We start from the raw sequence: 16877 nt of genomic DNA, 5'->3' as shown, positions 1-16877 counted from the left end.
TCGTACTTCCTTGACCGGGCTCCTGAGCACCCGCACAATGGAGTAACAATACATGTTTGTCCATCTACTTCCTCCCGCTTTTTTGGGGTTATCACCATTATTTTCTTTGAAAGATTCCGGTTTGGTTTTCCCTTCTATCCATTGTAACATTCTGGTGTTGACTCATTTCTTATCGATTGCTCACTTAGCTGAATCCCTGCTTTCGCAACTGGCATCCAACATCTGCATGATCGAATTGATAGATATCTATGCTATACTGTAAGTCGACAAAAAGTGATAGAAATAACCGCGCAAGTAACAAGTTTAGATAGATAGGGGGAGCTAAGGTGAAAGTGCGCGCAGTGCCGATATTGCTCTCGATGCTAGCCACGATCACACTCCTGTTTGGCGGATGGTTTCTGTATCAGAAGATGCAGGTGGAAGAACCGCTGCGTAGTGAGATTGCAGAGATGAAGTCGGCCAAGCTGGTCGGGATGCAGGTTAGCCAAGAGCAGCTAAACGTACAACTGGAAGTGACCGATCCAGAAAGCTTTCCAGTGGAATACCGCGAATTGACGACTGAGATCAAACGGCTTGCTCCAGGTAAAGCATGGACGGTAGAGATGACCAACCAAGATCCGGAGCTGACAGCGATTTGGGCAACCGGTATTTTTGATCTGACCGAAGCGATTGAACTGCACCAATACAGCAAGATACCTAGCCTTTTAAACGACTGGAAGCAGACCCACCAATTGGACGAGGCAAAAGCGAGAATGGACGAGCAGCATGTGTTTATCTATTTAAAACGGGGGAACGCCGACTTCTACAAAGTCGTACCTCGGCTTGTAGAAGAGAGAGAGGTGACTGCCCGTGGTTAAGGAGATACTTTACGGTGCCGTGCCTGTTTTGATTCTGTTTTTGGTATTTCTGAAGGTGAATGTAGGTCCCTTCCTTGTCTTTGCTGCAGTACTCGCCGGTATCTATTTCCTGATGTCACGCCAATCGGGTGTCAGTATGGGCGGCCGGAGCAAACGGAGCAAGCATGTCGTTCCCAAGACAAACATCCAGTTTGCAGACATTGGCGGCCAAGAGCGGGCCAAACGGGAATTGAAAGAGGCGCTTGATTTCCTGATCAAGAAAGAAAAGATCAGTCATTATGGAATTCGCCCGATAAAAGGCGTACTGCTGACCGGGCCGCCGGGAACGGGTAAGACGCTGATGGCCAAAGCGGCAGCCAACTACACCAATTCCGCGTTTGTAGCCGCTTCCGGTTCGCAATTCGTAGAGATGTATGTGGGTGTCGGGGCACAACGCGTCCGCGATTTGTTCCGGGATGTGAAACAGATGGCAGAGAAAAACGGTCAGGACAGCGGAATCATCTTTATCGACGAGATTGAGGTGATCGGTGGGAAGCGGGACGGCCAGCAGCAGCGAGAGTACGATCAAACACTCAACCAACTGCTGACCGAGATGGACGGAATCGGAGCCAGTGACACACCGCGAATCCTGCTGATTGCGGCAACGAACCGCAAAGACATGCTTGATCCCGCCTTGTTGCGCCCGGGGCGCTTTGATCGTCATATCGTGGTCGATCTGCCGGACAAAAAAGCCCGTGAGCAGATCCTGCGTATCCATACGGCGGGCAAACCGTTGGCTGATGATGTAGGTCTGGAAAAAATCGCGCAAGAGACATTTGGCTTCTCCGGTGCACAGATGGAAAGCGTGGTCAATGAAGCGGCCATTTACGCCATGCGCGATCATTCGGAAACGATCGAGATCCGTCACTTTGCTCTGGCTGTAGACAAGGTGATGATGGGTGAACAGACGGACCGGGAAGCGACTGTTGAAGAGAAGCGTCGAGTTGCCATACATGAGTTGGGGCACGCGATCATCAGCGAACAGGTGCGGCCCGGGTCGGTTTCTCAAGTTACGCTTACCCCACGTGGACAGGCACTTGGCTATGTACGGCAAAATCCGATGGAAGATCGCTATCTCTACACCAAGGAAGCGTTGGAGCAGCAGATCATGGTTTGCTTGGGCGGGGCCGTAGCCGAAGAGATTTACTATGGTGGACGCAGTACCGGCTCCAAAAACGATTTTGAGCAGGCATTGACGATGGCCCAGGAAATCGTACAGAGCGGAATGTCCCGGCTTGGCATTGTGCACCTCTCGTACATTGCCAAGTCCCAGGTACACGATGAGGTAAACCGGATTTTGGAAGAGTTGCTGGAACAGACACGCCGGGTGCTGCGGCAGTTCGATCCCGTGTTTGTCAACAGCCTGCAGATTTTGCTGGAAAAAGAGGTTCTCGGCGGCGATCTGTTCCGCAGCATGCTCCGTGAGCAGCAGCCGACAGGTGAACTGATAGGATCATAGACGGCTCAAACACATCAACTGTAAATCATACAAGATACAAGAAGGAAGCGGCATTCACGGCCTGCTCACTGCAGAGAGGCCAGGATGCGGACTTCCTTTTTTCTATCTACATCTAAAAAGAGAAAAAACTGGATTCAGCCTGTTCCTCTGCCATGTCCTTCTTCTGTACACATACCTAATTGTTCAGGAATAGTGCCCGCCAATGGGTCAAATGAATATGTTATGAAATGACATAGTACGAAGATTATATAGAAGGAAGGCGAGAGGAATGGCCAAGCAAAACGGAAGCTCTGCCACGAAACGGAAAAAGGCAGTGCGCAAGCCGATCGACCTGGATTGGCTGGAAGACACCGAAGAAAGTTCCGGTTTTGAGTCCTCACAGATGGCCTCATCCCGGCCTGCAGCTTCTCATCAGAAGAGCTACAGCAAAGTGGTAAAAGATCGAAAAGCAGACCAACAAGTGGCTTTTATTTATACGGATGACATCACGGATCAAGCTATCACGACCGAGAAGATCGCCAATCGTGCTATCGATTCCTCCAAACTAAAAACCGCCAGCGTAGATACGGAGGCACTGAAGGACTATGCGGTGAACAGCAACAAGTTGGCCAATCACAGTGTAACTTCCAGCAAACTGGCAGCGATGTCCGTTGAAGAACAGCACATCGCCAACTACGCGATCACCGGAAACAAGATTCAGGATCGGACGATCTCAGGCGAGAAACTGATGAATAACAGTGTGACCTCAGAAAAGCTGGCGGACAAAACGATTGATGCGATGAAAATTGCTGAGGGATCGATTGGCACGAAGCACCTGCATCCACAGTGCATCACAACGGACCTGCTGCAGGAGCAGTCGGTTACCGGGGATAAGATCAAGACCGGCAGTATCCAAACGCATCATCTTGCCAACGGTGTCATCAACAATGCCAAGCTAGCACATGAAGTGGTGACCACCGACAAATTGCGGGATGAAGCGGTCACCGCAAGCAAGCTTGCCCCCGGAGCGATCGGACCCGATCATCTGCGGGGACAGCTTATCCAATCGTCTCATCTATCAGAAAGCATCATTCAACGCGAGCATATCGCAGCAAGGTCAATCTCTGCCGAGCACTTGGTGGAGGATCTGATCGAAGCCCGTCATCTGAAAAACGGGATCGTCACCAGTGACATCCTGGCTAGACAGAGTGTGACCAGCGAACATCTCGCTGATCAGACAGTGACGGCGTCCAAACTGGCACGAGAAGTGATCTCGGATCTCCATTTGCAGCCCTTCTCCATCCAAACCCGCCATTTGCACGATTACCTGATCACTCACAAAAAAATCGGTGATCAACAGGTGATTGGCAGCAAAATCGCCAACAATGCGATCACGTCGGAAAAAATCGCCGAGCAAAGCATCTATTCCGCTCATCTCGCCGACGAGTCGATCATGTCTCGTCATTTGCAGGATGAAGCGGTAACAGCAGAGAAAATCTCCAGGGGAACCGTTACGGGAGCCCACATCAAAGATCGCACGATTGACCGCAATCACCTTGCAGATAGCGCTGTTCATACCTATCAGATCGCGGAGCACGCGGTGACAACCTCCAAGCTGGCATCTGAATCTGTCTCTACAGACAAACTAACTGACTTCTGCGTCACCAGCGGAAAGTTGGCTGATTATGCCGTCACTGCTCAGAAGCTGGCACTGGAGTCGGTGAAGAGCCAGCACCTCACGCATGGATCGGTAACCAAGGAAAAACTGGCGGACAAATCTGTGCACTCACAACATATCGCGTCGGAATCGATTAGTACAGTTCATCTGCAAAACCAGGCGATCTCCAGCAGCAAACTGCAGGATCAGTCGATAGGTCCAGAAAAACTGTCATTTGCTCCGATCCAGACGGTGAAAGGCAAGGAACAGTCTTTCCAACAGTTTGGCATCGTCACCTTTCACCTGCCGGAAAGCGATATGTCCACCGACGTGACGGTTCAATTAGATGAACCGTTTGCCGATGCGGAATACGGCATTGTCGCGATGACCAACGTCTTCCAATGTTTTGTCACGGTCAAGTGGAAGACAAAAGACAGAGCAATGCTTACCGTTGTACGTCACCGAGAGAGCACGCAACAGGATGGAATGCTATACTGGATCGCCTTCGGCCGCCAAAAAGGAGGGCAGCAGCAAGAACATGTCGATCCACCGGAACCAAACACAACTGAAGAGGAACAATGGGAACACTGAGACAATGCCCCCCGCCGCGGATGGGAGGGGGGCATTTGTTATGGCTTCTCCAGATCAGAGGGCATCCCTATACAACCTGCAAAAGGTATGGTAGGCTATGCGTATAATGAACCGAAAGAAAAGTCTACATAACAAAAATTATGTTACCTGTTAGAGGAGGTTCACGTTTTTCATGAAACTAGCCAAACGAGTCACTGTTCTTTCCCCTTCACCAACCTTGGCCATCACAGCGAAGGCAAATGAACTGAAGCGTCAAGGAGTTGACATCGTAGGTTTGGGGGCAGGTGAACCTGACTTCAACACGCCTGAGCATATTATGGAAGCGGCGGAGAAGGCAATGCGCGAGGGCAAGACCAAGTATACCGCAGCAGCCGGTATTCCCGAATTGATTCAAGCCATCCGCGACAAGTTTGAACAGGACAATGGCCTCACCTATAGTGCTAAGCAGATCATTGTTACCAATGGCGGCAAGCACGCTTTGTACAATCTGTTTATGTCCCTGCTCGATCCGGGAGATGAAGTGATTATTCCGATCCCGTACTGGGTCAGCTATCCGGAAATGGTAAAGGTGGCTGACGGCGTTCCCGTATTTGTTGAAGGGGCAGAGTCTAACGGATTTAAGATAACGGCCGATCAGGTAAAAGCAGCCATCACCCCCCGTACAAGGGCGATCGTGATCAACTCGCCAAGCAACCCGACCGGCAGCATCTATTCGCGGCAGGAGCTGGAAGCGATTGTCGACGTCTGCCTGTCAAACAATGTGTTGATGGTCTCTGACGAGATTTACGAAAAGCTGATTTATGACGGGTATCAACATGTCAGTGTTGCTACTTTCAGTAAGGAAGCATACGAAAACACGGTCATCATCAACGGAATGTCCAAGCCTTACTCGATGACTGGCTGGCGGATGGGTTATGCCGCCGGCAATGAACAATTGATTCGGGCGATGGTTGACCTCTCCAGCCATAGCACGTCCAACCCGACTTCTTTTGCCCAGTATGGTGCGCTCGCTGCGCTGACCGGCACACAAGAACCGCTGGAGAAGATGAAGCGGGAATTCGTAAAACGCCGCGACCGTGTTGTTGAACTGTTGAACCAGATCGAAGGCATTACCTGCTTAAAGCCGGAAGGGGCCTTTTACGTATTCCCCAACGTCTCCAAGGCGGTGGAGAAGATGGGTTACGCTGATGTGGATCAGTGGAGTGAAGCCTTGTTGGAGCAAGAAAAGGTAGCTGTCGTACCGGGTAGTGGTTTTGGAGCCAGGGAAAACATTCGCATTTCTTATGCAGCATCGATGGAACAGTTGGAAAAAGGGATCGCTCGCATTAAGCGTTTTGTTGAGGGCGCGTAGAGATTAGTCCCACTCCCTGCTTGTGGTCAGATCCCTCCGAGTGGACAGTAATGAGTAGGCTTTACTGTACCTTGGGGGGATTTTTTGCGGGGAGGAGCAATGCGTTGTATTCCGTTTGAATCGACTGATGGGCGGTAGTATAATGGTATAGGCAATTTTGCAACAGAGATGGAGGCACAAATCAGATGTTGACGACGATCGCCCAAGTAGGGCAGCATGTTGGACAAGAAGTGACGATTGGCTGTTGGCTATTCAACAAGCGCAGCAGCGGCAAAATCCAGTTTCTGCAGCTGCGTGATGGCAGCGGCTTTATCCAGGGAGTCGTGGTAAAAGCGGAAGTAAGCGAGGAAATCTGGGATCTGGCAAGTCAGCTCACTCAGGAGAGTTCTGCTTATATAAAAGGGATTGTACGGGCCGATGAGCGTGCGCCAAGCGGCTATGAGCTAACCGTGACCGGGGTGGAAGTGATCCAAATCGCTCAAGATTACCCGATCTCGCTCAAAGAACACGGGGTGGATTTTTTGATGGATCATCGTCACCTCTGGCTGCGCTCACCGCGTCAGCGTGCGGTGATGGCGATTCGTTCGGAAATCATCCGGGCCATGTACCAGTTCTTTCATGAGAACGGCTTTTACAAGGTGGATGCACCCATTCTGACCCCAACTTCGGCAGAGGGGACCACTAACTTGTTCCACACCAAGTATTTTGATGAAGACGCCTATCTCTCTCAGAGCGGCCAACTGTACATGGAAGCAGCCGCGATGGCATTGGGACGGGTTTTTTCGTTCGGTCCCACGTTTCGGGCGGAAAAATCGAAAACGCGCCGCCACCTGATCGAGTTCTGGATGATAGAGCCGGAGATGGCCTTTGTCGACCATGAGGAGAACCTGCGGATTCAAGAACAGTTTGTCAGCTACGTGGTTCAGTCCGTATTGAAAAACTGTCAGCGCGAATTGAAGACGCTGCAGCGGGATACCAGCAAGCTGGAAAACGTAACGGCTCCTTTCCCGCGCATCAGCTATGACGAAGCGATCCAAATGCTCCAGGAGATGGGACATGAGATTAAATGGGGAGAAGATTTTGGAGCGCCAGATGAGACGGCGATCGCTGAACGATTTGACAAACCGGTCTTTATCACTCACTACCCTACGGAGATCAAGGCTTTTTACATGAAGCCAGACCCTAATCGTCCGGAAGTCGTGCTGTGCGCCGACTTGATCGCACCGGAAGGGTACGGTGAGATCATCGGCGGCAGTCAGCGGATAGACGACCCGGAACTGCTCCAACAGCGTTTTGCCAAACACGATCTCTCAGAGGAAGCATACCAGTGGTACCTGGACCTGCGCAAGTATGGTACGGTACCTCATTCCGGATTTGGCCTTGGGCTGGAGAGAACTGTCGCCTGGATCTGCGGCTTGGACCACGTGCGGGAGACCATACCGTTCCCTCGTCTGCTCTATAGGCTCTATCCGTAACACACCCTGCTTCAGACAGCTCGCCGTGTGTGGGCTGTCTTTTTTAACGGATAACAAAGGTAGCCTCTTGCAGGAGAGATGAGTTGGTAGTTAGATAAGCCATTGTATGGATAAGAGAACAAGATTTAGCGGGTAAAGCAAATGTTACGAGGCGAAAGAGAAAAACAGGTGAGCGAAAGCCTTGTCAGTGCCCACGAACCTGTTTTTCTCTTTCGCCCACCACTATGCTCGTCCATACCGTCAGGCTGACCTCACTTTTCCCCTGACGGTTTTTCTCCCGACCATAGGCTTTTCCAGTAACAGTTGCTATAATGGAAAAGAGGTGAACAGACGTCATGAATCGACAGATTTTTCATGCGCTGCAAGAAGGAGCAACATCTGTCTCCAACCTGCTGCTCAAAACCTACAAGCGCCTTTCGCTGACGGATGAAGAGATGATGCTGATCATCCACCTCTTGTCCTTCCAACAGGTGGGTAACCGGTTTCCAACCATCCAACAGTTGGAGAACCGCCTGTCTATGCCAAGTATGCGCTTGATCCAGCTTCTGCAAAAACTGATCAAAGAAGGCTGGCTTACGATCGATGAAGAAGTGGACAAGCAAACCGGCCTTCGGTATGAAAACTACAATCTGGAACCGCTCTACCAAAAGCTGGCTCAATGTCTGAAAGACGAAGAGTTGGCCGTGATGGAGACGGTTGCCTCCTCTCGGGAAACGGCCGTTGGGACCGCCGAGAGCACTGGACTTTACAATCAGTTTGAACAGGCCTTTGGCCGCCCTCTTTCACCGTTTGAGATCGAAACCCTGCACATCTGGGTAGAACAGGACAAGTACTCGGAAGAGCTGATTGTTGCCGCTTTGCGCGAGGCAGCAGCCGTCGGCAAACTGTACATACGCTACATCGATCGCATACTGTTGGAGTGGCAACGACAAAAGATCAGCAGCGCCGAGGAAGCGCGCAACTACAGCCTCCGCTTTCGGCGCCATTCGACACCTCGCGATCAGCGACAGCCGTTATGACCCTCCTGAGGTCTTGACGGCTTTTTCTTTTTCCATACGCGTACCATTACTCCCAGTCGTAACATAGCATATAGCGAAACGACTGTCAGGGAGGTTAGATGGATGGAAAAGCAAAAACACGGTGATACCCGTTACTGGATAACACCCGGAGTTTTTCGGGGAACATTTCAAGTACAGCATGCGGTGGGACAGACTGCCTATGTAAAAAAAATGCAGGAAGGCGAAGAGACGCAAGAAGAGAAGATTCGCAGCCTGGAAGAACAGCTGCAGCATGTGACAGTGGAACTGGAACGTTACAAACAAGAATGGGAACAGTTCCAGGAAGCCATCGAGAAAGAACGGGAGCATCTGTATAAGGTGGTACTCTCTCTGAAGCAGGAGTGGGAGTCGGGACGGGAGGGATAGATCCGACCAGACAGATGATCGGGTTAGACGACGAATACTGACAAGACGAAACGGCAAGGTCAGGGCAACGTCCGCTATTTCGAGATAGGTACCAGAGGATGGAATAAGCGGACGTTGTTTTGGTTCATGCTGGTACAGCCGCAGGGGCAGGACGGACAAACTGAGCCGTGACACCGGCAGTCCCTTGCTTCTGCCTGCATAGGGTAGGAAGGTAAGAGATGATACGGAGATTGACGGAAGGAAGATTTTGGGTTACGTTTAGTGATGAAAACATATGCAGTGGTTGCGTAAGAATGGAACCGCTTTTACTTAATCGGTAAAAAGGAGTGTGTGCATCATTGAAGAAAAGCAAAACACTGCCGAGGCGCTCTGAGATCCCAGCTGAATACAAGTGGAAACTGGAGGATATTTATCCTAGTGATGCCGAATGGGAGAAAGATGTAGCCAAGGTAAAAGAGCTGATCGAAGAAATAAAGGCAAAGCAGGGGAGTTTGGCGCAGTCCGGAAAACAACTGCTGGATGCCTTGACGCTGCAGGATGAAATATCCAAGGTATTCGAGCAGATATACGTCTATGCCCGGATGCGCCGTGATGAAGACAACACCAACGCCACCTACCAAGCGTTGACTGATCGGGCCGCCAGTCTCGGCACACAAGTGTCCAGCGCAACCTCTTACATACAGCCGGAGATCCTGGCCATACCGGACGAACAGCTTCGTCAGCTGCAGGAAAGCGAGCCGGGACTAGATCATTATCGTTTCCTGCTGGAGGAGATTACCCGCCAAAAACCGCACACTTTATCGGCACAGGAAGAAGCGATCCTGGCTGAAGTGAGCGAGGTTTCAAGTGCTCCATCGACGATTTTCGGGATGCTGAACAACGCAGATATCCGGTTCCCGATGATCACAGACGAGCAGGGCGAAGAGGTGGAGTTGACCAAAGGACGCTACATTCAGTTTCTGGAGTCAAAAGACCGCCGTGTTCGCAAAGAAGCGTTTGAGGCTCTGTACAAAACGTACGGCAAACACAAAAACACAATCGCAGCAACCCTTACGTCATCCGTGAAACGGGACGTCTTTTACGCACGAGTGAGAAAGTATCCGTCAGCCCTGCGGGCGGCGTTGTTTGGCGACAATATCGACCCGTCCGTCTATGACAACCTGATCGCTACCATTCGGGAGCATCTGCCTCTGATGCACCGCTATATCAGATTGCGGAAAAAGATGCTGCAGCTCGATGAACTGCATATGTATGACCTATACGTCCCGATTGTAAAAGAGGTAGAGATGACAATCCCTTATGAGGAGGCTGTGGCAACCATAACGGAAGCACTACGTCCGCTCGGCGATGAGTACGGTCAGGTGCTGAAGAAGGGATTCACTTCCGGCTGGATAGACGTCTATGAGAACCAGGGCAAGACCAGCGGAGCCTACTCTTGGGGAGCGTATACCACACATCCCTATGTGTTGATGAACTATCAAGAGAACCTGAACAACATGTTTACGCTGGCGCACGAGATGGGCCATGCCCTGCACAGTTACTTTTCCGATACGACCCAGCCGTATACGTACGCCCAGTATCGAATCTTTGTGGCTGAGGTAGCATCTACGGTAAACGAGTCTCTGCTGATGCACCATCTGTTGGAGACGACGACCGACAAACAGCAGCGGATGTATTTGCTCAATTACTATCTGGAGCGGTTCCGCGGCACGGTGTTCCGTCAGACGATGTTCGCGGAGTTCGAAAAGCTGATTCACGAGCAAGTGGAAGCAGGCGAAGCGCTGACAGCCGAATCGCTCAGCTCGGCCTACCGTGATCTAAATGTAGCCTATCACGGCTCAGATGTACTGGTGGACAGCGAGGTCGATCTGGAATGGGCGCGCATCCCTCATTTCTACAACAATTTTTATGTCTATAAGTATGCGACTGGCTTTTCTGCAGCCACTTCGCTCTATAAACAGATTGTGGAAGAAGGCGCGCCGGCTGTAGAGCGATACCTCGGTTTTCTCAAGAGCGGTGGTTCCGACTATCCGATCAATCTGTTAAAGCGGGCCGGCGTCGATATGACTTCGACGGAGCCGATTCGCGAGGCTCTGGCCGTCTTCGATGATTTGCTTTCCGAAATGGAAACATTGGCTGACGAAAAAGCATAGACAAGCGGTAAAAAGCCCTGATTTTGCAAGCGAAAATCAGGGCTTTTCCATTTGAGCGACAACTCCCTGACCTGTTCTCACACCCCACTTTTTCCCGGGAATTGGGACAAACTACTGGATGAAACAGGCTATAGGGAGGAGGCGGCTAGGAGAATGCTGGAAAAGGCGAAACCAAATCCGTTGGTCATCACTACATTGACATGCCTACTGCTGATCAGCCTGCTTGCCGTGTATCAAGCGACGCGTGAACAGGCCGGGTGGATCTACCTATTGAAACAGTCGGCATGGGCCTTGCTGGGTGGGGGGATGCTGCTGGTGATCCGCCAGATGGAATACCGGCTATTGGTTCAACATGCCGACTGGATTTACCGCTTTGGCGTGCTCGCTCTCGCCAGTCTGTTCTTGTTTGGCAAAGAAATAAACGGTGCACGAAGTTGGATTGATCTGGGCATTCTCAGTATCCAACCGTCGGAGATCGCTCGCATCACCACGCTGCTGATGCTGGCCAAGCTCTACGAACAATTGCAAGGAACGATTGAAAACGTGAAGCAGTTGGGTAGGGTCCTCATGATCTTGATAATTCCGCTATTGCTGATCCTGATCCAGCCCGATCTGGGGATGGCGCTGATCTATCTGACGATGTTCGGCTGTTTTTTGCTGTTGGCCAAGCTTCCAGCCGGTTTCCATCTGGTAACGGGAGTGACGGTGCTGTTGTTGTTTGGCGGGTTGTATCTGCTTCATGCATCCTCGCCATCGCTGTTTTTTGAGATTATCCGCCCCCATCAACTGGAGCGGCTTACTTCTTTTCTCCACCCGGAAGCTGACCCGTTGGGAAGTGGCTATCAGTATCTTCAGGCGCGCAAGGTAGTAGGCAGCGGAGAGCTCTTCGGCATTGGGCTCCTGCAGATAGATCCGGGCACAGGTCCTCATTTGCCTGAACGACACACTGACTTTATCTTTGCTGTCATAGCTCAGCAATGGGGGTTTGTCGGCAGCAGTTTTCTTCTGTTGCTCTATTTTTTGCTCTTTTATCGTTTCGTGCAGTGGGCGATCCGTACCCCGGACCCATTTGCTGCTTTTTTTATCAGCGGCATGGTGACGATGTGGTCTGTCCAGATTTTTGTCAATATCGGCATGAATATCGGGTTGTCGCCGATTACTGGCATTACCCTGCCTTTTATCAGTTACGGCGGCAGTTCGCTGCTCTCCAATCTGATTGGAGTCGGTTTGATCCTCAGCATGAAGGAACCATCCCCCCTCTGGTGGCTGGAGTGACCCTAGATAAATATCCGTCTTTGGTTGGAGTGTATTTCATCCTGCTGGCTGTTATCCCGTCCTCTTCCGCGTGGCACACTGGAAAACGAAACCATACGAAGAGCTGGGGGAATAGGCGTGAACAGAATGACGAAACTGGTTTTGACCGTAACACTGCTGACCATGACCGGTTGTTCTGCCGATGGTGCTGTCGGCAGTGAGCCAGCAGAAGAAAAAGCGAAAATCGTCGCAGGTTTGACAGTGACCAAACAAACCGAGGCGCCACCGATCATCAAGACTGGCATCGTGGAACCTGTCCGCGATCTGTATCTCTCCTTTGGAACAGGCGGGAAAGTGGTGGAGCTCCATGTGGAAAAGGGCAGCGAAGTAAACCAAGGGGACCTGTTGGCGGCGATTGACAGTTCAGCGTATCAGCAGGCGGCAGCGGCAGCCCAGGCGGCGATCCAGGAGGCCTCTGCCCGCCGCCATAAGACCCTGCAGGGAGCCGATGCAGAGGCAATTGCACAGCAACGACTCAGCTTGGAAGGGGCCAAGCAGCGCCTCGAGCAGGCCGACAAGGCATTTCAGCAGGCGGAGACCTTATATGAGGCAGGTGCGATTTCGGAGAGCGAACGGGATGCCGCTCGACACAGCCTGACACAAGCGGAACTTACCTGGCGAAACGAACAGCTGGCACTTGACCAATTGCTCCAAGGAGCAGAACAGGATGAGATCGTGTCCGCGGACGCTTCCCTGGCACAAGCGGCCAGCCAGGCGGCGCAAGCCCGGCAATCACTGCAGGATACCAGGTTGATCGCTCCGTTTGCCGGCACCGTAGTAGACGTTGCCAAGCAAATAGGCGAGATGTCTTCTCCAGGGCAAAACGTGCTTCATCTCGTTGACTTGCGGGAGATGAAGGTGACTCTGGACATCCCCAGCACAGATATCCGTCATTACAAGAGCGGCGCAGACGTCACGGTTACCAACGATAGTGGACTTTCCAGCACAGGAACCATCTCGTTTGTCTCTCCCGTCGCTGACGAAGCTACTGGGAAGTACCGCGTCGAAGTGAAGATTCCCAACAATGACAAAGCGTGGCGGGGCGGTATGATGGCGAACATTTCCGTACCGCGACAGCTGCAGAGCGGTTTGATCATCCCGCTGCAAACAGTTGGGATTAATCAGTCTCAGCATTATGTCCTGCTGGTAGAAAACGGCGTGACCGTGAAGCGGACAGTTGAGGTAGGCCAGGTCATCGGTGAGCAGATTGAGGTATTGTCCGGCCTGCGCCCCGGCGAGACGATCGTGCTCAATGGCATTGGTTCCTTGGTCGAGGGCGAAAAAGTGGCTGTAAAAGGAGAATAGGCATGGAAAAGTGGATTCATTTTTTTCTGCGTCGCAAACTGCTGGTCTATTTGGTTACCGTACTCATTCTCTTTGCCGGGTTTGCTTCGCTGGCCACCTTTAAGGTGGCATTGATGCCCAAAACCAATCTGCCCTGGATCGAGGTAGCCGCATCGGGAGGGTCGCTTCCCCCTGAAGAGATGGAGGAAAAAGTAACAGATCCGATCGAGCAGGAACTGAAGGGGATCTCCGGGATCAAAGAGTATACATCCAATACACGTACCGGTTCATCACGGATCACCGTGGTCGCGGAAAGCGGCAAAGCGTCACAAGTAAAACAAGACGTGCAAAATGCGGTGAATCGACTGCGCAACGTCTTCCCGTCTGAAGTGGATGAAGTAGAAGTGATTCAGGCGAGCTTTGGCGAGGAGTTTTTGATGGGATTGGCTCTCTCCGGCAGCGATTTGCAGACGATGTACAACCTGGCGGAAACATCGATCAAGGAGAAGATTGAAGCGGTACCGGGCGTACAGAAAGTAGAAGTATACGATTCAAACGTAACTAACAAGGTGCGCATCACGTTTCAACCGGATCGACTGCTTGCCTACCGCTTGACACCGCAGGATGCCATGGAGCAGCTGCGAGCGGCCAACTGGCGACAGGCTGTCGGCAAGTTGGAAAACGATGGGTTTAACACCGTGATCGAGTTGGATCAGACGTTTGCCTCCATCCAGCAGATCGGAGAGGTGACGATCCGTTCTGCCGAGGGAGCGGTGCCACTGCGTCAATTGGCTCTAATCGAAGACTTGCGTGGCTACAGTGATGAAGCGCTGTTTACCTACAATGGAGATCACTTCGTTACGATGAATGTTTTCCGCACGGACGAGAGTGACGTGATTCAGACACAGGCGCAAGTACAGGCCGTGATCGATCAGATCAATAAAGAGGCGGCGGGGAATTATCAGATCACTTCGTTTGTGGAGGCGGCCTCATTTGTCAAGCACGCGATCAGCAACCTGAGTCGTGACGTGCTGATCGGTGGTGCATTGGCGGTCATCATCCTGTTTTTCTTCCTCAAAAACTGGCGAGTGACATTGGTAATCGCAACCACTATCCCGCTTTCCGTATTGATGACCTTTATCGCGATGAAGATGGGCGGGTACAATATCGATCTGGTCACATTGATTTCGCTCAGTTTATCTGTAGGCTTAATGGTCGATGCCGCGATTGTCGTGCTGGAGAGTATCTATCAGCAGCGGGAGAGGGGGGAGCCGCTGTTCCAAGCGATCCAAAAAGGGACGGCAGAGGTGTTTACGCCTGTTTTGGCTTCCCAACTGACGATTGTCGTCGTCTTTTTGCCACTCGTGTTTGTCAGTTTGGGTGGAGAAGAGTTACAGCAGGTTTTTGTGACGATTGCGTTTACTGTAACCGTGGCGATCATTTCTTCTACCATCGCGGCCTTTTTGTTCGTTCCTGTCTATTCTGACAGTTTTCTCAAGAATGACAAAAACGTAAATCTGGAGGGTGATGCCAAGGACCGCCCTTCCCTGATCGAGCGGTGGGCTACAGGTGTATTGGAACTTTCCTTGCGTCATCGCTGGAAAACGATTCTACTGGCGGCCCTGCTGCTTGGCAGCGTCTTTTTGCTCGCTCCCTATCTGAAGATGGGCCAAATCTCCAACATCAACGAGAATTATATCCGGGCTGAGCTGATCCTGCCCAAAGGGAGCAGCCTGGATGAGGCGCAAAAGGTGGCGTTGGCCGCTGATAAAACCTTGCAAGAGCTGCACGACGTCCAGGATATCTATCTGGAAGCTTACGAAGAGCGAGCGGTTCTGAACATTTTGATCCTGGGAAAAACGAAACGGGAACTGGACAAAGATGCGATTACGCTGGAGATTAACAGCCGTCTGAAAGCGCTCAATGACCTGGAACGGGTGGAATTGGGATGGGGCGGCGGCCAATCCGAGACGCCGATCGCACTGGATGTGACCGGCAAGGATCTGAACGTCATGAAACAGCTGACAGACCAGGTGGAGCAGATGTTGCTAACGATTCCGGGAGCGCAAAATCCGCGAAGTCAGTTTAGCAGCGGGGAAGAAAAAATCATCCTGGAACCGAAACAGGAGATCATGGAGCGTCTGCAGATTGACAAGCAATCCCTGTTGAGCCAACTTCGCGGTTTCCTGGGTGAACAAACCGTTGCAACGATGACGGTAAATGGTGTCGAAGTTGATGTGACGGCGCGTTATCCGGACGATTGGATGCAGCACCCTGAGCAATTCCGCCAGATCATGATTCAAGCACCGAATGGCCGTCAGGTTCCACTGTTGGATATCGTCGACTGGAAGTACAGCAAATCACCGACCGTATTGTACCATCAAGACGGGACACGGGTGATTCGCGTGACAGCAGAATTGGCCGGAAGCGACCTGGGGACGGTAAACCGGGCGATCCAAGAGAAGCTGCGAGAGATCCCCGTACCAGCCGGATACAGCATCAATATTGCCGGTGATTTGAAACAGCAAAGCGAGAACCTGCTGAACGGACTGCTTGTTTTCATTGGCAGCATCGCCTTGATCTATCTGATCATGGTCGCGCAGTTTGGCCGATTGTCCCACCCGTTTATCATCATGTTGACCATCCCGATGGCAGTGGTTGGGGTTGTCGTTGGACTTGTTTTGACGGGGCGTGAACTGACTGAGATGGCGATGGTCGGCGTAATCATGCTGATCGGGATTGTCGTCTCCAATGCGATTCTGCTCATTGACCGGATGAATCTGCTCCGTGAGCGTGGTTACGAATTGAAACCGGCGATTTTGGAGGCGGCCCGCAATCGTGTCCGTCCGATCCTGATGACCAAGCTGACAGCGATATTGGGCCTTTTGCCGCTGGCACTTGCTTATGCGGAAGGTTCAGATTTTGAAGCACCGTTGGCAACGGTGATCATCTTCGGATTGATTTTTCACACGGTAGTCACACTGGTGCTCGTGCCGGTACTGTATTCACTGTTTGAGGGGTTTTTTGCCTGGCGAAAAAAGCTGTACGAAAAAATGGCGGCCAAACGTCAAAATTGGAGCAGCAGGAAGGCAGAACAACCTGAACTTTAAACGGCCGTTTAAAAAATAGAGATGGTTTTTGACAGGTGGCGGGAACACATAATCTCGTCACCCTTTCTGTTTCCTAACGACTCCGCTAACGAGCAGGCAATCCAAGCTTTGATCGCTATCTCCTTCCCCCTGCTCCTTCGCAACTTTTTTTCAAGATAGCAACCAATCTTTCGTCCATTCGTAT

At 51.6% G+C, this 16877-nt stretch carries 11 protein-coding genes; all 11 read left to right on the top strand.

Annotated features, from left to right (window positions below; genetic code table 11):
• Positions 1-326 precede the first annotated feature (326 nt).
• Positions 327-857 (top strand): hypothetical protein, encoded by a 531-nt coding sequence (locus LOK74_RS09680; protein ID WP_230046430.1) that lies wholly within the window; start codon positions 327-329, stop codon positions 855-857.
• Entirely contained in the window at positions 850-2355 is a 1506-nt protein-coding gene (locus LOK74_RS09675) for an AAA family ATPase (RefSeq protein ID WP_230046429.1), read from the top strand. Before LOK74_RS09680 ends, LOK74_RS09675 begins: the two co-directional genes overlap by 8 nt.
• Before the next feature lie 268 nt (positions 2356-2623).
• Positions 2624-4582: a WIAG-tail domain gene (locus tag LOK74_RS09670; protein WP_230046428.1), complete on the top strand. Its 1959-nt coding sequence runs from the start codon at positions 2624-2626 to the stop codon at positions 4580-4582.
• A gap of 172 nt (positions 4583-4754) precedes the next feature.
• Entirely contained in the window at positions 4755-5933 is a 1179-nt protein-coding gene (locus LOK74_RS09665) for a pyridoxal phosphate-dependent aminotransferase (protein ID WP_230046427.1), read from the top strand.
• 185 nt (positions 5934-6118) lie between these two features.
• Positions 6119-7408, top strand: coding sequence for an asparagine--tRNA ligase (asnS, locus tag LOK74_RS09660; protein ID WP_230046426.1), 1290 nt, complete (start codon positions 6119-6121; stop codon positions 7406-7408).
• Positions 7409-7743: 335 nt separating this feature from the next.
• Entirely contained in the window at positions 7744-8427 is a 684-nt protein-coding gene (locus LOK74_RS09655) for a DnaD domain protein (protein WP_230046425.1), read from the top strand.
• 102 nt (positions 8428-8529) lie between these two features.
• Positions 8530-8832, top strand: coding sequence for a hypothetical protein (locus LOK74_RS09650; protein ID WP_230046424.1), 303 nt, complete (start codon positions 8530-8532; stop codon positions 8830-8832).
• Between the two features lie 338 nt (positions 8833-9170).
• Positions 9171-10985, top strand: a complete 1815-nt coding sequence (gene pepF, locus LOK74_RS09645; protein WP_230046423.1) for an oligoendopeptidase F — start codon at positions 9171-9173, stop codon at positions 10983-10985.
• A gap of 153 nt (positions 10986-11138) precedes the next feature.
• The gene (locus LOK74_RS09640; RefSeq protein WP_230046422.1) at positions 11139-12260 is read left to right on the top strand and encodes an FtsW/RodA/SpoVE family cell cycle protein; all 1122 of its coding nucleotides are present in this window, start codon (positions 11139-11141) and stop codon (positions 12258-12260) included.
• Between the two features lie 126 nt (positions 12261-12386).
• Positions 12387-13604: an efflux RND transporter periplasmic adaptor subunit gene (locus LOK74_RS09635; protein ID WP_230046958.1), complete on the top strand. Its 1218-nt coding sequence runs from the start codon at positions 12387-12389 to the stop codon at positions 13602-13604.
• Positions 13605-13606: 2 nt separating this feature from the next.
• Positions 13607-16693: an efflux RND transporter permease subunit gene (locus LOK74_RS09630; RefSeq protein ID WP_230046421.1), complete on the top strand. Its 3087-nt coding sequence runs from the start codon at positions 13607-13609 to the stop codon at positions 16691-16693.
• Positions 16694-16877 lie beyond the last annotated feature (184 nt).

This window comes from Brevibacillus humidisoli, assembly GCF_020923435.1.
GTDB lineage: Bacteria > Bacillota > Bacilli > Brevibacillales > Brevibacillaceae > Brevibacillus_E > Brevibacillus_E humidisoli.
Note: the sequence above shows the minus strand (reverse complement) of the source record. Positions and strands in the feature narration are given on the sequence as shown.